This is a genomic window from Actinokineospora sp. (assembly GCF_052390155.1).
In the GTDB taxonomy this organism is placed as follows: domain Bacteria; phylum Actinomycetota; class Actinomycetes; order Mycobacteriales; family Pseudonocardiaceae; genus Actinokineospora.
Genome location: NZ_JBQTHF010000014.1, coordinates 16,135 through 34,662 on the forward strand (window position 1 = coordinate 16,135; position 18,528 = coordinate 34,662).

General features: G+C 69.9%; 18 protein-coding genes and 1 pseudogene. 8 read left to right on the forward strand and 11 right to left on the reverse strand.

Features of this window, described 5'->3' with window-relative positions; all coding sequences use genetic code 11:
* Positions 1–7: 7 nt before the first annotated feature.
* The 4 genes from rpmA to ACT4N7_RS05850 form a co-directional block, all read right to left on the reverse strand.
* On the reverse strand, positions 8–265 hold the full coding sequence (gene rpmA, locus ACT4N7_RS05835) for a 50S ribosomal protein L27 (RefSeq protein WP_444827547.1): 258 nt from the start codon (positions 263–265) through the stop codon (positions 8–10).
* Positions 266–280: 15 nt separating this feature from the next.
* Positions 281–589 (reverse strand): 50S ribosomal protein L21, encoded by a 309-nt coding sequence (rplU, locus tag ACT4N7_RS05840; protein WP_444827548.1) that lies wholly within the window; start codon positions 587–589, stop codon positions 281–283.
* A 179-nt stretch (positions 590–768) separates the two neighbouring features.
* Positions 769–3,462, reverse strand: coding sequence for a translation initiation factor IF-2 N-terminal domain-containing protein (locus tag ACT4N7_RS05845; RefSeq protein ID WP_444827549.1), 2,694 nt, complete (start codon positions 3,460–3,462; stop codon positions 769–771).
* Positions 3,463–3,646: 184 nt separating this feature from the next.
* Complete coding sequence (locus ACT4N7_RS05850; RefSeq protein ID WP_444827550.1) at positions 3,647–4,402, reverse strand: TIGR03936 family radical SAM-associated protein; 756 nt, start codon at positions 4,400–4,402, stop codon at positions 3,647–3,649.
* Between the two features lie 214 nt (positions 4,403–4,616).
* On the opposite strand from ACT4N7_RS05850, the gene ACT4N7_RS05855 reads away from it, so the two are divergent.
* Positions 4,617–6,032, forward strand: coding sequence for a S8 family peptidase (locus ACT4N7_RS05855; RefSeq protein WP_444827551.1), 1,416 nt, complete (start codon positions 4,617–4,619; stop codon positions 6,030–6,032).
* Here ACT4N7_RS05855 and ACT4N7_RS05860 read toward each other — a convergent pair.
* Together ACT4N7_RS05860 and ACT4N7_RS05865 are read right to left on the reverse strand one after the other, a co-directional pair.
* Positions 6,022–6,459 (reverse strand): GNAT family N-acetyltransferase, encoded by a 438-nt coding sequence (locus ACT4N7_RS05860; RefSeq protein ID WP_444827552.1) that lies wholly within the window; start codon positions 6,457–6,459, stop codon positions 6,022–6,024. The two genes, ACT4N7_RS05855 and ACT4N7_RS05860, sit on opposite strands and share 11 nt — an antisense overlap.
* A gap of 8 nt (positions 6,460–6,467) precedes the next feature.
* Positions 6,468–8,438, reverse strand: coding sequence for a TIGR03960 family B12-binding radical SAM protein (locus ACT4N7_RS05865; RefSeq protein ID WP_444827553.1), 1,971 nt, complete (start codon positions 8,436–8,438; stop codon positions 6,468–6,470).
* A 76-nt stretch (positions 8,439–8,514) separates the two neighbouring features.
* Between ACT4N7_RS05865 and ACT4N7_RS05870 the strand changes: the two genes are divergently transcribed.
* Positions 8,515–8,793 carry a type II toxin-antitoxin system Phd/YefM family antitoxin gene (locus tag ACT4N7_RS05870; protein ID WP_444827554.1) on the forward strand — a complete coding sequence of 93 codons (279 nt, stop codon included), beginning with the start codon at positions 8,515–8,517 and terminating at the stop codon, positions 8,791–8,793.
* Positions 8,786–9,187, forward strand: coding sequence for a type II toxin-antitoxin system VapC family toxin (locus tag ACT4N7_RS05875; RefSeq protein WP_444827555.1), 402 nt, complete (start codon positions 8,786–8,788; stop codon positions 9,185–9,187). Before ACT4N7_RS05870 ends, ACT4N7_RS05875 begins: the two co-directional genes overlap by 8 nt.
* A gap of 6 nt (positions 9,188–9,193) precedes the next feature.
* Here ACT4N7_RS05875 and ACT4N7_RS05880 read toward each other — a convergent pair whose 3' ends face one another.
* From ACT4N7_RS05880 to ndk, 4 genes are read right to left on the reverse strand one after another with little or no spacing between them, the layout of a single operon-like run.
* On the reverse strand, positions 9,194–10,042 hold the full coding sequence (locus ACT4N7_RS05880; RefSeq protein WP_444827556.1) for an ABC transporter permease: 849 nt from the start codon (positions 10,040–10,042) through the stop codon (positions 9,194–9,196).
* The gene (locus tag ACT4N7_RS05885) at positions 10,043–10,864 is read right to left on the reverse strand and encodes an ABC transporter permease (RefSeq protein WP_444827557.1); all 822 of its coding nucleotides are present in this window, start codon (positions 10,862–10,864) and stop codon (positions 10,043–10,045) included.
* A complete protein-coding gene (locus tag ACT4N7_RS05890) occupies positions 10,864–11,796 on the reverse strand; it encodes an ABC transporter ATP-binding protein (RefSeq protein WP_444827558.1) in 933 nt (310 codons plus the stop codon). Before ACT4N7_RS05890 ends, ACT4N7_RS05885 begins: the two co-directional genes overlap by 1 nt.
* Positions 11,797–11,844: 48 nt before the next feature.
* Complete coding sequence (ndk, locus tag ACT4N7_RS05895; protein ID WP_444827559.1) at positions 11,845–12,255, reverse strand: nucleoside-diphosphate kinase; 411 nt, start codon at positions 12,253–12,255, stop codon at positions 11,845–11,847.
* Between the two features lie 123 nt (positions 12,256–12,378).
* On the opposite strand from ndk, the gene ACT4N7_RS05900 reads away from it, so the two are divergent.
* The 5 genes and pseudogenes from ACT4N7_RS05900 (at position 12,379) to ACT4N7_RS05920 (ending at position 17,784) form a co-directional block, all read left to right on the forward strand.
* Positions 12,379–12,918, forward strand: coding sequence for a hypothetical protein (locus ACT4N7_RS05900; protein ID WP_444827560.1), 540 nt, complete (start codon positions 12,379–12,381; stop codon positions 12,916–12,918).
* A 522-nt stretch (positions 12,919–13,440) separates the two neighbouring features.
* Positions 13,441–14,655 carry a hypothetical protein gene (locus ACT4N7_RS05905; RefSeq protein ID WP_444827561.1) on the forward strand — a complete coding sequence of 405 codons (1,215 nt, stop codon included), beginning with the start codon at positions 13,441–13,443 and terminating at the stop codon, positions 14,653–14,655.
* 196 nt (positions 14,656–14,851) lie between these two features.
* The gene (locus tag ACT4N7_RS05910; RefSeq protein ID WP_444827604.1) at positions 14,852–16,231 is read left to right on the forward strand and encodes a DUF4158 domain-containing protein; all 1,380 of its coding nucleotides are present in this window, start codon (positions 14,852–14,854) and stop codon (positions 16,229–16,231) included.
* Between the two features lie 295 nt (positions 16,232–16,526).
* Positions 16,527–16,787 (forward strand): annotated as a pseudogene (locus tag ACT4N7_RS05915) (Tn3 family transposase); the annotation flags it as partial.
* A gap of 121 nt (positions 16,788–16,908) precedes the next feature.
* Positions 16,909–17,784, forward strand: coding sequence for a Tn3 family transposase (locus ACT4N7_RS05920; RefSeq protein ID WP_444827562.1), 876 nt, complete (start codon positions 16,909–16,911; stop codon positions 17,782–17,784).
* Positions 17,785–17,792: 8 nt separating this feature from the next.
* On the opposite strand, the gene ACT4N7_RS05925 is transcribed toward ACT4N7_RS05920, so the two are convergent.
* Positions 17,793–18,353, reverse strand: coding sequence for a hypothetical protein (locus ACT4N7_RS05925; protein ID WP_444827563.1), 561 nt, complete (start codon positions 18,351–18,353; stop codon positions 17,793–17,795).
* Between the last annotated feature and the right edge of the window lie 175 nt (positions 18,354–18,528).

An 18,528-nucleotide genomic window follows, 5' to 3' on the forward strand; every position in this document is an offset into this window, starting at 1 on the left:
GTCTGTCTCAGACCTCGACGGGAACGATGTTGACGGTCTTGCGACCGCGCTTCGCGCCGAACTGGACCGCACCGGCGGCCAGCGCGAACAGCGTGTCGTCCTTGCCGCGGCCGACGTTCACACCGGGGTGGAACTTGGTGCCGCGCTGGCGGATCAGGATCTCGCCGGACTTGACGACCTGGCCGCCGTAGCGCTTCACGCCGAGGTACTGGGCGTTGGAGTCACGCCCGTTGCGGGAGCTTGACGCACCCTTCTTGTGTGCCATGGCTGCTCAGGTCCTCTACTTGGTGATGCCGGTGACCTCGACGCGGGTCAACTTCTGACGGTGACCCTGTCGCTTGTGGTAGCCGGTCTTGTTCTTGAACTTGTGGATACGGATCTTGGGGCCCTTGGTCTGCTCGACAACCTTGCCGGTCACCGAAACCTTCGCCAGGGCGGCCGCGTCCGTGGTGACGTCGGTGCCGTCGACGACGAGCACCGCGGCGAGGTTCAGTTCGGTGCCCGGCGCGCCTTCGAGCTTCTCGACCTCGACGACGTCGCCGACAGCCACCTTGTACTGCTTGCCGCCGGTCTTGACGATCGCGTACATCGGGACGGAAGTCTCCTGCTACTAGACGATGGGGGTCATACACGCCCTGGTTCTCAGGTACTGCGTGAACCGGGCTTCGCACGACACAGCCCACCGAACGGCGGGCCGTGTCACAGGTTACGTGGCCGCGGGAATCGTGGTCAAACCGGGGTGGCCAAACGGTGTGGTGATGCTCGCCATCAGCCCTCCTGAGCCGCGGCGACCGGCGGACCCGCGGGTCGCGACGCCGCACGGCGGGGCGTGCGGCGGCGGGGCGCCGCCGCGACCGGCTCTGCCGAAACCGAAACCGGAGTCGGAGTCGAAACCGGACTCGGAGCCGGAGTCGAAACCGGAGCCGAGGCGACCGCGGCCGGGGCCTCGGCGGGCTGAACCACGGGCGCCACCCGGGCGGTGCGGCCGTTGCCGTTGCGACCGTGGTCGGGTACCTCGTCGGGCTCGTCGCGGTCGGCGGGCTTGGCCGTGGCCTTGGCGATGTCGCGGACGGCCACCTTGGCGGCCTCCTCGTTGGCGGGCTCCTTGGTCGACTCCTTGGCGGCCTGCTCCTTGGCACCGCGCTGACCGTCGTCGTTCGCGCCGCCGCGGCCGCGCGAACGCCTTCCGCCACCGCCGCCGCCCTGCTGCTGGCCGCCCTGGTTCTGCTGCTGGCCGCCGCTCTGCTGCGGAGCGCCGCCCTGGGGCTGGCCGCCACTGGACGCCTTCACGTTCGGCTCGGTGCACACCACGACGCCGCGGCCCTTGCAGTGCTCGCAAGTGGTGCTGAACGCCTCCAGCAGACCCGTGCCGACCCGCTTGCGGGTCATCTGCACGAGGCCGAGCGAGGTGACCTCGGCCACCTGGTGGCGGGTGCGGTCGCGGCCGAGGCACTCGGTGAGCCTGCGCAGCACGAGGTCGCGGTTGGACTCCAGCACCATGTCGATGAAGTCGATGACGATGATGCCGCCGATGTCGCGCAGCCGGAGCTGGCGGACGATTTCCTCGGCCGACTCCAGGTTGTTGCGGGTGACCGTCTCCTCAAGGTTGCCGCCGGACCCGGTGAACTTGCCGGTGTTGACGTCGATGACGGTCATCGCCTCGGTGCGGTCGATCACCAGGTAGCCGCCGGAGGGCAGCCAGACCTTGCGGTCGAGCGCCTTGAGCAACTGCTCGTCGACGCGGGTCTCGGCGAAGACGTCCTTCGGGCCGACGTGCCTGCGCACGCGTTCCAGCAGTTCCGGGGCGACGTGGCGGACGTAGGCGTCGATGGTCTCCCAGGCACCGTCGCCCTGGACGACCAGCGAGGTGAAGTCCTCGGTGAACAGGTCGCGGACGACCTTGACCAGCAGATCGGGCTCCTCGTAGAGCAGCGACGGCGCGCCGGAGCGCTTGACGCCGTTGGTGCCATCGGACTTGTCCCGGATGACCTGCCACTGCGCCTGCAGGCGGCGCACGTCGCGGCCGAGTTCCTCTTCGCTGATGCCCTCGGACGCGGTGCGGATGATCACGCCTGCGTCCTCGGGGACGATGCGCTTGAGCACGTCCTTGAGCCTGCGGCGCTCGTTCTCCGGCAGCTTGCGGGAGATGCCGGTGGCGCCGCCGCCGGGGACGTAGACCAGGAAGCGGCCAGGCAGGCTGATCTGGGTGGTCAGCCGGGCACCCTTGTGGCCGACCGGGTCCTTGGTGACCTGGACCAGCACGCTGTCGCCGCTGGACAGGGCCTGCTCGATCTTGCGGGCCTTGCCGTCGAGCCCGGCGGCGTCCCAGTCGACCTCGCCCGCGTAGAGCACGGCGTTGCGGCCGCGGCCGATGTCGACGAACGCCGCCTCCATGCTGGGCAGCACGTTCTGCACCCGGCCGAGGAAGACGTTGCCGACCAGCGAGCCGGTGCCCGACGAGGTGACGAAGTGCTCGACGAGCACGCCGTCCTCCAGCACCGCGATCTGGGTGCGGTCGGTGTGCTCGCGCACGATCATCGCGCGGTCGACGGCCTCGCGCCGGGCCAGGAACTCCGCCTCGGACAGGATCGGCGCGCGCCTGCGGCCCGCCTCGCGGCCGTCGCGGCGGCGCTGGCGCTTGGCCTCCAGCCGGGTCGAGCCGCGCACGCTGCGCACCTCGGCACGGGCGTCGGCGGCCTCGGTCTTCTCGTCGCGCGCCTCGCGGACGTGCACGACGGTGTTGGGCGGGTCGTCGGTGTTCGACGGGTCGTCGTCGCCGTCGCCGCCCTTGCGGCGCCTGCGGCGGCGCCGCCTGCGGCTCGCGGCGTCGCCGGACTCCTCGCCCGCGTCGCCGCCCTGGTCGTTCTCGGCCGCCTCGTCGGCGTCCTCGCCGTCCTCGGGCTTGCGGCGCTGGTCGTCGTCCTGGTCGGAGCCGTCTTCGGCGGCGCCCTTGCCGCGGCCGCGACCGCGACGGCCGCGCCTGCGCCTGCGGCCCGCGCCGCCGTCGTCGTCATCGTCGCCGGGCTCGTCGGCCTCGACCTCGGCCTCGACCGGGGCGGGCTCCTCCTCGACCTTGCGCGCGGCCTTGGCGGGCGCGGCCGCCTCCGGCGGCAGGAACAGCGGCGACGCCGAGGCGAACACCGGGGTCGGCGGGGTGCGCCGCGGCGTGGCCACGGGCTCGACGACCTCGGGGGCGACCTCTTCTGGCGCGTCGGCTTCGGGCGCGGTCCCGGTGAGCGCCTCGGCGACGCGCAGGGCGACATCCCGGGACACGCTCGACTGGGCGCCGCGCACGGGCTCGCCCAGTTCGGTGAGCGCGGCGATGATGTCCTTGCTGCTGACTTCGAGCAGCTTGGCCAGCGCGTGCACGCGTACCTTGACCGGCAGATCGGCCAACGCGGGGTTGGTGGGTGTGGTGGCAGCCCCGCCGGTGGTACCGGCAGGGGTAGACAGATCCGACATGTAGCTCCTCCGCCCCCGGGCGCGTCGTCTCCGACGCGGCCGCTCAGGGGCCTAGTTGTCCAGTTTCCACCGCGCTAGGCGGCGGGAATCCTCGCCTCTCACCGTCTCGGCCACGGACATGGGACCGTGGCCTGCGGACGGCAGGTCGTTCGACTACGGATGAGGCGCGCCGTGTCCCGGCGGACTATCCGGCTGCCGCCGCCCGATCAAGGGCCAGCGGGTCGGACAGAACGCCATCGTCGTCAAGCCGTCCCTGGGCCATCCGGGTCGCCTTCGCGGGCACCGGCGGTTCCAAGGCGGCGACGACGCGGAGCGCACTCAGTACGTCGTCGGGTCGTACGGCCGGTGTTGTCTGCCGGACGACCACCAGCAGTATCCCACACGAGGGCGCCGCACCGGACATGTCGATGCCCACAGCGTCCGGCGAGTCCGCCGGGAGGTCGGCCGAATCGAGCACCTCGGCCCGGATAACCGCTGGTCGGGCGTCGATGAGCTTCCTGCCGTCCTTGGTGAGCCGCTCGACTTCGACGTGCTCCTCGGCGAGCAACAGGCCCACGGCGGTGCGCAGTGTGGCCGCGGACACACCGGGCAGCTCGACCCGCCACCGGCTGGCCTCCATCCGCTCGGCCAGCCCGCCCGGGCCCGCGGTCACCGCCTCCAGGATGTCCAGGTCGGGCGGGAGCGCCTGGTCGAGCACCGCGGCGAGCCGGGCCGGGTCGACGGCCTCGACTAGCTGGATCTCGACGTACTCCGCCTCGCTCGCCACCCCGGTGGGCGCGGCGCCGATCCAGGATATCTTCGGGTGCGGGGAGAACCCCTGGGAGTAGGCCATCGGCACCCCCGCGCGGCGCAGCGCCCGCTCGACGGCCCGCGCGATGTCGCGGTGGGAGGTGAAGCGGAGCCTGCCCCGCTTGGCGTAGCGCAGGCGGATCTTCTGCACCGGCGACGCCGAGGGGTTGGGCTGGTCCTGGCGACTCAGGACGACTCCTCACGGTGGTGACGTTCTGCCCCGGTGGTCAATCACCGGGCCGGTCGAACCGTACCGGGGGGCAGATTCGGCCCGCGCGCTTGTCTCCCGGACCGCCGCCGGCTACCGTCCGCAGCGAGGGACAGCAGAGCCGATCACCCGGCGGACCAGCATGAGGAGGTCACCCGTGCCTCTGCTCCGCCGAGCCAGGGCGGCAGCGGTCGGTGTCGCGGTATTCGCGACCGTGCTCATCGCGCACGGTCGCTCTGTCGCCGCGCCCATGGACGACTCGTCGCCGGGCTGCGCGAGCGACGGGCCCGAGCGGCGCTACGTGGTGCTCTTCGACGTCGGCACCAGCCCCGAGACCGCGAGCGTGAGCACGACCGCGGCGTGCGGGACGGCGGTCGTCTACCACCCGCAGATCGCGGTCGGGGTCGCGGTGTCCACCGACCCCCGGTTCGCCACGCGGATGGGCCGCGACCGGGCGTTCAGCGCCGAGGCCGCGGTCGGCCGCGCCCGGAAGGCAGGCGCGTCGACGGTGCGCTCGGTGCCCTCGGCGGTGGCCACAACCGACCGGTCCGGCGAGCAGTGGAACATGGCGATGATCCGCGCCGACGAGGCCCGCGCGGTCACCCCGGGCGACCGGAGTGTGCTGGTCGGCGTGCTGGACTCCGGTATCGACGCGGACCACCCCGACCTGGCGGACGCCGTCGACCCGGCGCGCTCGGCCGGGTGTCTGAGCGGCAAGGCCGACCCGAGCCCGCAGGCGTGGCGGCCGACGACGTCGCCGCACGGCACGCACGTGGCGGGCCTGATCGCGGCGGCCGACGACGGGCGCGGCATCACCGGCGTGGCGCCCGGCGTGCGACTGGCGTCGGTCAAGGTCGTCGACGACGCCGGGTTCGTCTTCCCCGAGGCCGTGGTGTGCGGGCTGATGTGGGCCGCGACGAACGGGATGACGCTGACCAACAACAGCTACTTCGTCGACCCGTGGCTGCTGACCTGCGACCGCGCCGAGGAGCACGCCGTCTACGAGGCGGTGCGCCGCGCAGTCGACTACGCCGCGCTGCGCGGGGTGCTCACGGTGGCGGCGGCGTCCAACGAGAACGTCGATCTGGCCAACCCGCGCGGGCAGACCGCGGCCGCCCGGGGCACCCGGCGCACGGTCGACGGCAACTGCAAACTGCTGCCCGGCGGCCTGCGCGGCGTGGTGACCGTGTCCGCCGTCGGGCCGGAGCGGCTCAAGGCCGGGTACAGCGCGTACGGCCTGGGTGTGGTTGACGTCACTGCGCCGGGCGGCGAGCAGAGTGGCGACCGGTGCGTGCTGTCGACGGTGCCCGGCGGCTATGCGAAGGCGTGCGGCACGTCGATGGCGACACCGCACGCGGCGGGCGTGGCGGCTTTGCTGGCGTCGCGAAACCCGAGTGCCTCCCCGCAGCAGCTCACGCGGTTGCTGACGGCGCGGGCGCAGAAGGTCGCCTGCCCGGGCGACTACGACCTCGATGGCGCCGACGGGCAGGACGCCTACTGCTCGGGCTACGCCCCGTACAACAGCTTCTACGGCCACGGCCTGGTCGACGCGCTGGCGGCGGTCACCCCGTAGGCGTGCGCAGCAACAGGTCGGTGGCGGGGCCGAACCCGGCTCGGCGGTAGAACGGGACCGAGCGCTCTGTCGGACTGAGTACCAGGCGGACGTATCCGTGGTTGTCGGCGTGCTGGACAGCGGCGGCGAGGAGTTGGGCGCCGAGGCCGCTGTCGCGGTGTTCCGGGACTACATAGACGTTGCTGATGTAGGCCCAGTGGCTGGGTGGCAGGCCGGGGCGTGGCATGCGGGCGAACTCGACCACGTTGAGGAAGCCGACCGGGACGTCGAGTTCGGCCAGCCAGAACTGCCTGCGGGACCGCTCGGCCGCCCACCACCGGGCGAACGCCGTGTCGAAGTCCGGGTCCGTGATCGGGGAACCCTGGTCCTCCTCGGTCCACCGCCTGCGCAGCGCGGCCACCGACGCCAGGTCGGCGTCGGTGGCCATGCGGACCGTCATTGTCCCGTGAGCGCCGGATTGCGGACGGGCGAGCCGACGCCGACGGGGCTGATCGGGAGGAGTTTGCGGCCGGTGGGGCCGATCTCGATGTCGGTGCCCATGGCCGGGCACACGCCGCAGTCGAAGCAGGGGGTCCAGCGGCAGTCGTCCTGTTCGCGGGCGTCCAGGGCGTCCTGCCAGTCGTCCCAGAGCCACTCTTTGTCGAGACCGGAGTCCAGGTGGTCCCAGGGCAGGACCTCGGCCTCGTCGCGCTCGCGGGTGGTGTACCAGTCGAGGGTGACGCCCTGGGGCGGCAGTTCGGCGGTGCACGCGGCGACCCAGCGGTCGTAGGAGAAGTGCTCGCTCCAGCCGTCGAATCGGCCGCCCGCGCGCCACACCTGTTCGATCACGCGGCCGACGCGGCGGTCGCCGCGGGAGAGCAGTCCCTCGATCAGGCTGGGTTTGCCGTCGTGGTAGCGCATGCCGATGTTGCGGCCGAGACTGCGGTCGCGGTCGGAGTTGACCGCCGCGCGCAGCTTGCGCAGCCGACTGTCCACAGTGTCCGGGTCACACTGGGCGGCCCACTGGAACGGCGTGTGCGGCTTGGGCACGAACCCGCCGATCGAGATGGTGCAGCGGATGTCCTTGCGGCCACTGGCTTCCCGGCCCGCGCGGATGACGTTCTTCGCCATCTCCGCGATCTGCAGGACGTCCTCGTCGGTCTCGGTGGGCAGCCCGCACATGAAGTACAGCTTCACCTGCCGCCAGCCGTTGGCGTAGGCCGCGCTGACCGTCTTGATCAAGTCCTCTTCGGACACCATCTTGTTGATGACGCGCCGGATGCGCTCGCTGCCGCCCTCGGGGGCGAAGGTCAGCCCGGAGCGCCTCCCGTTGCGGGACAACTCGTTCGCCAGGTCGATGTTGAACGCGTCGACCCGGGTGGACGGCAGCGACAGGCCGGTGTTGGTGCCCTCGTAGCGGTCGGCGAGCTGCTTGGTGAGCTCGCCGATCTCCGAATGGTCCGCGCTGGACAGCGACAGCAGGCCGACCTCCTCAAAGCCGCTGGCCGCCAGGCCGGTCTGGATCATCGCGCCGATACCGTCGATGGAGCGCTCGCGCACCGGGCGGGTGATCATGCCCGCCTGGCAGAAGCGGCAGCCGCGGGTGCAGCCGCGGAATATCTCCACGCTCATCCGCTCGTGCACGCTCTCGGCGAGCGGCACCAGCGGCTGCTTCGGGTACGGCCAGGCGTCGAGGTCCATGGTCGTGCGCTTGGCGACGGTGGCCGGGACCCGGTCGCGGTTGGGCGCGATCGCGTCGACGTGGCCGTCGAGGCGGTAGGTGACGTCGTAGAAGCGCGGGATGTAGACGCCGCCGGTCTCGGCGAAGCGAGTCAGCAGTTCGTCGCGGCCGCCGGGGCGACCTTCGGCCTTCCACTGCCGGATGATGTTCGTGATCTCCCCGACGGCCTCCTCGCCGTCGCCGAGTACGGCGGCGTCGATGAACTCGGCGATGGGTTCCGGGTTGAACGAGGCGTGGCCGCCCGCGAGGACCACCGGGTGGTCGTCGGTGCGGTCTTTCGCGTGCAGCGGGATGCCCGCTAGATCGAGTGCGGTGAGCATGTTGGTGTAGCCCAGCTCGGTGGAGAAGCTGACGCCGAGCACGTCGAACGCGCCGAGCGGACGGTGGCCGTCGACGGTGAACTGCGGGACGCCGTGCTCGCGCATGAGCTTCTCCAGGTCCGGCCACACCGCGTAGGTGCGCTCGGCCAGGACGTCCGGCAGCTCGTTGAGCACCTCGTAGAGGATCATGACGCCCTGGTTGGGCAGACCGACCTCGTAGGCGTCGGGGTACATCAGCGCCCACCGGACAGCGGCGCTGTCCCAGTCCTTGACGGTGGCGTTCAGCTCCCCGCCGACATATTGGACCGGCTTGGACACCCGGGGCAGCAGGGGTTCAAGTTGGGGAAAGACCGACTCGGCGCTCACAGCGGACCAGGGTAGCCCTTCCATGGTTCACCGGATTCGCGTAGCAATCTGTAGCACCTGCCGGTACGATCGGTTCATGAGCAGGCACATCACTCAGCGGGAGTTGCGCAACGACAGCGCGGCCATCCTCCGCGCGGTCGAGAACGGCGAGAGCTTCGTGCTAACCCGTAACGGCACCCCGATCGCCGAGGTGCGACCGATCCGGCGACGCACGTTCGTCCCGGTCGAGGAACTGATGGCGATGGCGGCCCACCTGCCGAAGGTTGACTTCGCGCAGTTCCGGGCCGACTTGGACGCCCATGTCGATCCGTACCTGGACGATCCGTGGGAGCGACGGGACCGCGACGATGGCTGAGTACGACCGCGCACTGTTCGACACCTCCGTCGTCATCGACTTTCCCAATGTGCCAGTGACAGGCCGCGTACGCGAAGCCGCCATCAGCGCGATCACGCTGGCGGAACTGGCCAGCGGCCCGGCGGCCACAAACGACCCTTCAATCCGGGCCGCACGACAGCAACGTGTCCAGTTCGCCGAGAATGCGTTCGACGTGGTGCCGGTCGACACCAATGCGGCTCGCTACTACGGCCACATTTACGCGCTGGTGCTTGTCCAAGGTAGGCACCCCCGTGGCCGTATCGCAGACCTGCTGATCGCCGCCACAGCCGCGGCCAACGACCTGCCGCTGTTCACTCGCAACCCGAAAGACTTCATCGGACTGGAATCGGTGGTGCAGGTGATTGCGGTCTGACTCAAGTCAGGACAAGAGGAGTTTGCCGAGGCGGCGGGCGGCGACCACGACGCCGATGGCGATCATGGCGGCGAAGTAGGCCAGGTGGCCGAACATCGTGGCGTCCACATACCCCGTCGACAGGCCGCGCATGATTTCGATGGCGTGGTAGAGCGGGAAGCACTTGACCGCGAACTGCAGCGGCTCGGGGTAGACGGTAAGCGGGAAGAACGTGGTGGAGAACAGGAACATCGGCATCAGCGCGAGCTGCACGAGGTCGAAGTCCTGCCAGGACCGCATGAACGTCGTGCACGCCATGCCGACCGCGGCGAACGCGAACGAGATCAGCACCGCCGCCGGGAGGGCGAGCAGGGCCCACGGCGAGGTGAGCAGGCCCAGGCCAAGCATTACGGCGAGGAACCCGGCCGAGTACATCGCGCCGCGGATCAGGGCCCAGGATATCTCGCCGATGGCGACGTCGAGGGGGCCGAGCGGGGTGGCCAGCATCGCGTCGTAGAGCTTGGCGTATTTGAACTTGAAGAAGATGTTGAACGTCGCGTCGTAGACGGCGCCGTTCATCGCGGCGGCGGCGAGCAGCGCGGGGGCGACGAAGGCGATGTAGCTGATCGGCTGGCCGTCGGGGCCCGTCACCTCGGTCACCAGCCTGCCGAAGCCGTAGCCGAGGCCGAACAGGAAGAACAGCGGCTCGAAGAAGCCGGAGACGATCGCCAGGTAGGCCCGCCGGTTCACCAGGAACGAGCGCTCGACCAGCACCCTGGCGCGGCCCGCGTAGAGACCGGTGGGCAGCACGCGGAACAACAGACCGACCCGCGGCGGAACCTGCGGGACATCGGGCTTGGACGTGGTCTGGGTCATCTAGAGCGCCAACCTGCGGAGGTAGTTGCGCCGGGCGAGGTGGACGCCGACGGCGAGCAGCGCCAGCAGATACGCCAGGTGGCCCGCGGTGGGCCACAGCCGCAGCGTGCCGAACGCGGCGTCGCGGGAGATCTCGGTGCCGTGCCAGAGCGGGGTGACCCAGGCGAACGGACGCACCCACGCCGGAAGCTGCTCGACCGGGAAGAAGGTGCCCGCGAACAGGGTCATCGGCATCACGATGAACCGGAAGATCACGTTGAACTGCTGGCCCTCGCTGTCGATGGTGGCCGCGTAGGCGACCACGGGCGCGGCGAACGCCATCGCGGTGAGCACGGCGAACACCAGCGACAGCGCGACGCCCGGCCCGGTCAGCGCCCCGAGCAGGCCCGCGACCAGCAGGAACGCGATCGACGAGAAGGCCAGCCGGGCCGCGATCCAGGTGAGCTGGCCCGCGACGAGCTGGCCGGCGGTGATCGGAGTGGCGGTGATGCCGAGATAGGTCCGCTGCCACTTGAACGCGGACAGGATCGGATACGTGGACTCGAACGACGCCGTCTGCAGCGCGGCGGACACCAGCAGCGCGGGCGCCAGGTACTGCGCGTACGGCAGGCCGAGGGTGACCTCGCTCGGCCGGACCTGCGACCCGAACCCGATGCCGAGCGCGACGAGGTAGAGCACGGGCTGCAGGACGCTGGAAATGACCGTGGAGCGCCAATTGCGCCGATACCAGATCCACAGCCCCTCGACGACCAGCAGGGTGGCGCGCACCGGGGACAGCACCTGGCCGGTGCCGCGGCGGACTGCCACGGCCTCGGCGGCCATCAGTCGACCAGCGTTCGGCCGGTGAGGCGGAGGAAGACGTCCTCCAGCGTGCTGCGGCGCACCAGGCTCGACACCGGCCGCACGCCGCGGGTGTGCGCGGCGGCCAGCGCGGCCTCGCCGTCGGCGGTGTAGAGCAGCAGCCGGTCGGGCAGCGCCTCGACGCGCTCGGCGAGGTCGGCCACCTGCGGCTCGACGGCGGCCTGGTCGTCCGGGGCGAAGCGCAGTTCGAGCACCTCGCGGGTCGAGTACCGCGCGATCAGCTCGCCGGGGCTGCCCTCGGCGACGATCTTGCCGCCGTCCATGACGACCAGGCGGTCGCAGAGCTGCTCGGCCTCATCCATGTAATGAGTGGTGATGATGAGCGTGACGCCGGCCTGCTTGAGCCGGAACAACCGGTCCCAGAGCAGGTGCCGGGCCTGCGGGTCGAGACCGGTGGTGGGCTCGTCGAGCAGCAGCAGCTCGGGGTCGTTGATCAGCGACCGGGCGATCGTCAGCCTGCGCTTCATGCCGCCCGACAGCGGTTCGACCTCGTCGTCGGCACGCTCGGTGAGCTGCGCGAAGTCGAGCAGCTCGGCGGCCTTGGCCCGCACGTGCGCCTTGGTCAGGCCGAAGTAGCGGCCGTAGACGTGCAGGTTCTGCCGGACGGTCAGTTCGGCGTCGAGGTTGTCCTGCTGCGGCACCACGCCGAGCCGGGCCCGGATGTGCGGGCCCTGCCGGTCCGGGTCCATGCCGAGCACGGTCAGCTCGCCGCGCGTGCGCGGGGAGACACAGGCGACCATCCGCATGGTGGACGACTTGCCCGCGCCGTTGGGCCCGAGGAAGCCGAACGCCTCCCCGGGCCGCACGTCAAGGTCGATCCCCTTGACGGCCTCGAACTCACCGAAGCGTTTGGTCAGATCTTTCGCGCTGACGAGCGCGCCGTTGCCACCCACAGGAGCGACCCTAGACGCAGGCACCGACAGTGCCGAGCGAGTTGGCGACTACAGGTTCGGGAACCAGAGCTTGATCTCGCGCTCGGCGGACTCGACCGAGTCGGAGCCGTGCACGAGGTTGTACTGGACCTCCAGGCCGAAGTCGGCGCGGATGCTGCCCGGGGCGGCCTTGTCGACCGGGTCGGTGCCGCCCGCGAGCTGGCGGAACGCCGAGATCGCCCGCGGCCCCTCGATGACCAACGCCACGACTGGGCCGGAGGTGATGAACTCCAGCAGCGACTCGAAGAACGGCTTGCCGTCGTGCTCGGCGTAGTGCTGCTCGGCGACGCCGCGCTCGACGTGCCGCAGCTCCAGCGCGGCCAGGGCGAGGCCCTTGCGCTCGATGCGGGAGATGACCTCGCCGACCAGCCCGCGGCTCACGCCGTCGGGCTTGACCAGGACCAGGGTGCGCTCGCTCACGGCTGCCGGACTCCTTCGTGCGGGAAGCTGCCCCGTGCCGCGCACGAGGGTGCCGCCAGCGTAGCCGGCGGTCCCGGTCGCGCCGCGGGTGGCCGGGCGGCGAGCACCGATATCGTCCCGGGTATGACTTCGTCCGGCCCGTGGTGGGCGATACCGGCGTTCACGCTCGGCGGGGTGCTGTTGACGCTGCTGGTGACGGTGTGGCTCGACCACCGCAAGGGAAAGCGCGAGACGGCGGCGCGACTGGTCGAGCACACGCGGGAATCGGTCTTCCGGTGGACCGAACGGAAACTGGACCTCTACGGCCGCCACCTCAAGAACTGCCGCGAACTGCGCGACGTCGAGGTGTGGCCCGCCGCCGATATCGGGTCGCCCGTCGACGCCATCGTGGGCACCGCGACGGAAATCGTGTTCATCGCGCCCGCGGCGGTGTCCGGGCCCGCCGAACGCACCGTGACGGCGGCACACGCGCTCGCCGACGTCGTCACGGAGATCCGCGCGAACAGCAAACCCGGCCACCAGGGGACGATCGACGCCCGGTTCCGCGACCGATTCGCCGACGCCGAACGGGAATTCGCCGCCGCTGTCACCGCGTTCACCGCCGCGGCCCGCCGCGACGCCGACATCGACCCGGCGAGCCGGGAAACCGACCAGCCGCGATGACCGGCTCGTGGGTAAAGGCACCGATCAGCGTGCACGCCGCGACCTGGTCGACGCTGCCGGACACCAAGAAGGTGCTGTTCGTCGTGCACACGGTGACCTCGGCGAACCGGCTGCTCGATCTGGTGCACCTGTTCGACTCCGACTTCCGCGTGCAGCTCGTGTTCACCTGCCCGGACGCCTCCGCAATCACCACCGGGGTCGCCGAATTGTTCGCGGACCTCGGCGTGATCGCCATTCCGTGGCAGCAGGCGATTCACACCGAATGGGACCTCGCGATCACCGCGAACACCAGCGGAAACCTGCACGAACTCACCGCGCCGCTGGTCGTCATCTCCCACGGCGTGGGCTATAGTAAACACTTACCCGGAAACCCGGAAACCCGGAAACCCGGAAACCCGGAAACCCGGAAACCCGGAAACCCGGAAACCCGGAAACCCGGAAACCCGGAAACCCGGAAACCCGGAAACCCGGAAACCGGTTTACGGCCTTTCCGCGCACTCACTGCTCAGCGGTGGGCGGGTCGTGCCGCGAGCGCTGGTGCTGTCCCATTCCGAGCAGCTCGACCGGCTCGCGCGGGATGTGCCCGACGCGGTGCCGAACGCGGTGGTGGCGGGCGATCCGCGGTTCGACCGGATCACCGCCAGTCTCGATCTCCGCGCCCGCTACCGGGCCGCGCTGGGTGTCGCCGAGCACGAGCGGCTGGTGCTGCTGTCCTCGACCTGGTCGTCGCGGTCGCTGTTCGGGGCGTGGCCTGAGCTGTTCCGCCAGGTGCTGGCCGAGCTGCCGGTAGACCGCTACCGGGTCGCGGGTGTCCTGCATCCGCATGTCCACTATGGACACGGCAGGCGACAGGTCCGGCTCTGGCTGGCCGACTGCCTGCGCGCCGGGCTGCTGCTGGTGCCGCCCGCGGAGGGCTGGTCGGCCGCGGTGATCGCCGCCGACGTCGTGGTGGGCGACCACGGGGCGGTCACCTGCTACGGCGCCGCGATCGACCGGCCGGTGCTGCTCGCGGCGTTCCCGGCCGAGGACGTCGCCGCGGGGTCCTGTGTGGCCGAACTCGGTGGTACGGCGCCGATGCTGGACGGCGGCACACCGCTGGAGCGGCAGATCGAGGACGCCGTGACCGGACACGAACCCGGCCGCTACCACCGGGTGCGGGACCTGGTCAGCTCGCTGCCCGGCGCCGCGGCCGCGCGCCATCGGGCCCTGGGCTACGCGCTGCTGGGCTTGGCCGAACCCGAGCACGACGCGCTGGTGCCGGTGCTGTCGACCGACGGCCTGCGCCCGACCGAGGCGGGCGTGGCCGCGCTGCGGGTGTCCGGCGAGGTGGACGAGGCGGGCACGGTGACGCTGGTCCGCCATCCCGCCGACGTGCTGCGCGGCCGGGCGACCCGCCATCCCGTGCAGGTCGACCCGCACCTGGTCGTGCACACCGACCATCCGAGCCCGGCGCTGCGCGGCGCGGCCGACATCGTGTTCGGCGACGACGCCGACCGGGCGCTGGAGCGGCACCCGTACTGCGCCATGGCCGCGTCGATCCACCACGACCACGCGCGCGTGGTCACCCGGCGGAACCCGGCCGCGCGGATCGTGGTGCGCTCGACCGGGGCCGACCCGCTCGCCTGCGTCTCGGCCCTCTACCTCTGGCAGACCCACCGTGCCGACGACCCGCCCGCGGAACTGGTGGTGGACCTGGGATCGGGCCCGCCGTGCCGGGTCACCGTCCACACAGGCTAGTGGTCACGACCGGAGATTCGCCACCACTAGTCGGCCCGGAACTCCTAAAGCTACGGCGAGCCGCAAAGTAGCGGTGAGCTATCTTTCGGGTTCGTCGCGTAGTGGTTGCAAGTAGGTCAATCCCGGTGAAATGGGCGACCTTTTCCTTGATCGTGAGCCATGTCCTGGTGGTGGTCTCGGTCTGGGAGTGGTGGGGATGCGCGCGGAGTGGGAACCGGATGAGCTGATCGGTTCGTGGACGCTGGTCGAGGGTGATTGGAAGCTGATCCGTAACAAGTCGGGCGCGACGCGGTTGGGGTTCGCGTTGTTGCTGAAGTTCTATGAGCTTGAGGGCCGGTTCCCGGACGGTCCGCAGGCGGTTCCGCTGGTCGCGGTCGACTATGTGGCGTCGCTGGTGAAGGTCGACGCCGGGGAGTTCGCGAAGTACCGGTGGACGGGGCGGACGATCGAGTATCACCGCAAGCAGATCAGGGAGGCGTTCGGGACGCGGCCGACGACGGAGGAGGATGGGGACCGGTGGGCACGGTGGCTGGCGGAGGAGATGTGCCCGACGGAGACGAGTCGCCAGCGGCTTGCTGAGGCGCCGCAGATGCCGGAGCGAGGATGTGGAGCCGCCGACGCCCGGCCAGGTGGAGCGGGTGGTGGGGTCGGGCCTTTCCAAGTTCAAGGTGGCGTTCTCGGGGGGCGTGGTGGGCACACTGGGGTCGGTGGTGTGCGGCAGGTTGCAGGATCTGCTGGACCGTCCGCATGTGCTGGCGGAGTTGAAGTCCGACCCGGGTCCGCTGGGGTTGGACACGTTGCTGGCGGAGATCGGGAAGCTGGCGACGGCTCGGTCGCTGGGGCTGCCGGACGGGGTCTTCTCCGGGGTGTCGGATCGGATCGTGGCGGCGTGGCGGACGCGGGCGATGCGGATGTACCCGTCGGACTTCGAGGACAGCTCCGAGCCGGTGCGGTACACGCTGCTGGCGGCATTGTGCTGGACGCGGCAGGCCGAGCTGGTCGACGGGCTGGTCGGGCTGCTGATCGACCTGATTCACCGGATCAACGCGCGGGCCGAGCGGCGGGTGGAGCGGGAGCTGGTCGGCGAGTTGACGAAGGTACGGGGCAAGCGCGGCATCTACGTCAACATGATCAAAGCCGCGATCGAGCGCCCCGACGACACGGTGCGGGAGGCGGTGTATCCGGCGGTGCCGGGTGGGATGGGAACATTGAAGTCGCTGGCGCGGGAGCTGATGGCCACCGAGCGGGCTGTCTCCGAGCGGATCCGCTACCAGCTGCGCGGCACCTACTCCCACCACTACCGGCGGATGCTCGGGCCGATCCTGGCGGCGTTGGAGTTCAAGTGCAACAACACCGCCTACCGACCGGTGATGGACGCGATCGACTTGCTGTCTCGGTACGCGGGGGTCGCGGCGACCGAGCGGTACTACGCCGAGACCGAGCGGGTGCCGATCGAGGGCGTGGTGCAGTGGGCGTGGCGGGACGCGGTGGTGGACGCCGAGTCCCGGCGGGTCGAGCGAATCCCGTACGAGCTGTGCGTGCTGATCGCGTTGCGGGAGGCGCTGCGGCGCCGTGAGGTGTACGTGCAGGGCGCTGGCCGGTGGCGCGATCCGGACAAGGACCTGCCCGGCGACTTCGAGACCAACCGCGACGTCCACTACGCCGCCCTGTCCAAGCCCCTGGATGCCACCGAGTTCGTAGCCGACCTCAAAAGCCGCCTGACCGCAGGCCTGAACTGGCTGAACACCGGCCTCGTCGAGGGCACCACAGGAGGCGTGAAGATCACCACCCGGAAGGGCAGGCCGTGGGTGTCGGTCCCGAAGCTCGACAAGCTGCCCGAGCCGAAGAACCTCACCGCTCTGAAGGCCGAGGTGCAGCGCCGCTGGGGCACCATCGACCTGCTGGACATCCTGAAGAACACCGCGTTCATCACCGACTTCCCCGACCTGTTCACCTCGGTCGCGACCCGCGAGGTCCTGTCCAAGGAGACCTTGAGCAAGCGACTTCTGCTCGTGTTGTTCGCGCTCGGCACCAACATGGGGGTCCGACAGATGTCAGCGACCGGTGAGCACGGCCACACCGAGGCCGAGCTACGGCACGTCCGCCAGACCTTCATCACTCGGGAGAACCTGCGTGCCGCGATCGTGTCCGTGGTGAATGCGACCCTGGAGGCCCGGGATCCGAAGTGGTGGGGGGAAGGCGACGTCGACGGCATCGGACTCAAAGCGGTTCGCCTCCTGGGACTCCAACCTGATGACCGAGTTCCACGCCCGGTACGGCGGCTACGGCGTCATGATCTACTGGCATGTCGACAAGGGTCGGCTGTGCGTCTACTCACAGCTGAAGTCGTGTTCCTCCTCGGAGGTTGCGGCGATGATCGAGGGGCTGCTGCGGCACGGCACCGACGCCGACATAGAGGCGAACTACACCGACACCCATGGAGCTTCGCTGGTGGGTTTTGCCTTCACCGAGGTCCTGGGGTTCAAGCTGCTGCCCCGGCTGAAGAACATCGGCGCGATCCAGCTGTACGCGCCGACCGCGAACCAGGCCGCGTGGCCGAAGCTGGCGAAGGTCCTGAAGCAGCGGCCGATCGACTGGGATCTGATCGCCCGCAACTACGATCAGATCATCAAGTACGCGACCGCGCTCCGCCTTCGCACTAACGAGGCCGAGCAGGTGCTGCGCCGGTTTATGAAGTCCAAGAGTGGGGGCCCCAAGCAGCCGGTCTACCTCGCCCTGGAAGAACTCGGCCGGGTCGTGCGCACCATCTTCGCCTGCGACTACCTCGCCGACGAGGAACTCCGCCGTGAGATCAACAATGGGCTGCAGGTCGTGGAGAACTGGAACGGCGCCAACGACAAGATCTTCTACGGTCGCGAGGGCACCCTCACCGGTTCCGATCGCGGGCACGCCGAGGTGTCCATGCTCGCACTGCACCTACTCCAGTCCTCGCTGGTGTTCATCAACACCCAGCTCCTCCAGGCCGTGCTACGAGATCCGAAGTGGGCGCGGAAGCTCACCGACGAGGACCACCGGGCGCTCTCACCCCTATTCTGGGCCCACATCAACCCCTACGGCCGGTTCCGCCTCGACATGAACACCCGCCTCGATCTCAGTCTGGCCGCCTGAGGACGAGTTCATGCCGATCCCCGGTCGTTCCGGGGGCGCGCGGATCGGATGTCCCAGGTCGGCTCGTGGAGCTGATCGTTGTACACGATGATGTCAGCGTGATCGGTCGGGCGGGCTGTCGCGAAGTAGAGCTGTTGGGATGGGATGTAGCGGTGGCGCCAGGACCGTTCGATCTCGGCGGCATCGGCGGATCCGGCCATCGCCATGCTGCGGGTCAGGGCGCGATCTATGGTCTGCTCGAAGTCGACGGACACGAAGATCCGCAGATCCCATTGGTCGATGAGTTCTGGCCGCAGGAGGAAGACGCCGTCGAAGAGGAGTACGGCGTCTTCGACGGCGGTCGTGGCCGGTGAGGACAGCGAGCCGGTCAGCATCGCGGTCGTAGACCGTGTGCTGGAACTTGCGGTCTCCGCCTGGGCCGAGCGGATCAAGCAGGACTTGGCACAGCGCTTTGTGATCGTGAGCGTCGTGCCGCCATCGAAGACACAAGCCACGAGAACCCGGGCGGCGCGGCCATCGTCGCCTATCTGGTCGGCGAACGGCGACCCGACGAGCTGCTCACGAGCCAACTGGGTAGTTGGCTACCCGCGCCGATGATTCCACGCGTCTACGTCTGGCTGGACGAGATGCCTCTCAACCGCGCGGGCAAGATCGATCGTCGAGCGCTCGCCAAGATGCTTGATCCCACCCGCACTCCCCCACCCGGACGCAACACGCAACCCTCACGTTGTGCCATTCACTGGC

Coding starts and splice junctions, on each gene's coding strand:
- rpmA (WP_444827547.1), bottom strand. CDS start 265: ATGGCACACAAGAAGGGTGCGTCAAGCTCCCGCAACGGGCGTGACTCC.
- rplU (WP_444827548.1), bottom strand. CDS start 589: ATGTACGCGATCGTCAAGACCGGCGGCAAGCAGTACAAGGTGGCTGTC.
- ACT4N7_RS05845 (WP_444827549.1), bottom strand. CDS start 3,462: ATGTCGGATCTGTCTACCCCTGCCGGTACCACCGGCGGGGCTGCCACC.
- ACT4N7_RS05860 (WP_444827552.1), bottom strand. CDS start 6,459: ATGGCCACCGACGCCGACCTGGCGTCGGTGGCCGCGCTGCGCAGGCGG.
- ACT4N7_RS05870 (WP_444827554.1), top strand. CDS start 8,515: ATGAGCAGGCACATCACTCAGCGGGAGTTGCGCAACGACAGCGCGGCC.
- ACT4N7_RS05875 (WP_444827555.1), top strand. CDS start 8,786: ATGGCTGAGTACGACCGCGCACTGTTCGACACCTCCGTCGTCATCGAC.
- ACT4N7_RS05880 (WP_444827556.1), bottom strand. CDS start 10,042: ATGACCCAGACCACGTCCAAGCCCGATGTCCCGCAGGTTCCGCCGCGG.
- ACT4N7_RS05885 (WP_444827557.1), bottom strand. CDS start 10,864: ATGGCCGCCGAGGCCGTGGCAGTCCGCCGCGGCACCGGCCAGGTGCTG.
- ACT4N7_RS05900 (WP_444827560.1), top strand. CDS start 12,379: ATGACTTCGTCCGGCCCGTGGTGGGCGATACCGGCGTTCACGCTCGGC.
- ACT4N7_RS05910 (WP_444827604.1), top strand. CDS start 14,852: ATGCGCGCGGAGTGGGAACCGGATGAGCTGATCGGTTCGTGGACGCTG.
- ACT4N7_RS05920 (WP_444827562.1), top strand. CDS start 16,909: ATGACCGAGTTCCACGCCCGGTACGGCGGCTACGGCGTCATGATCTAC.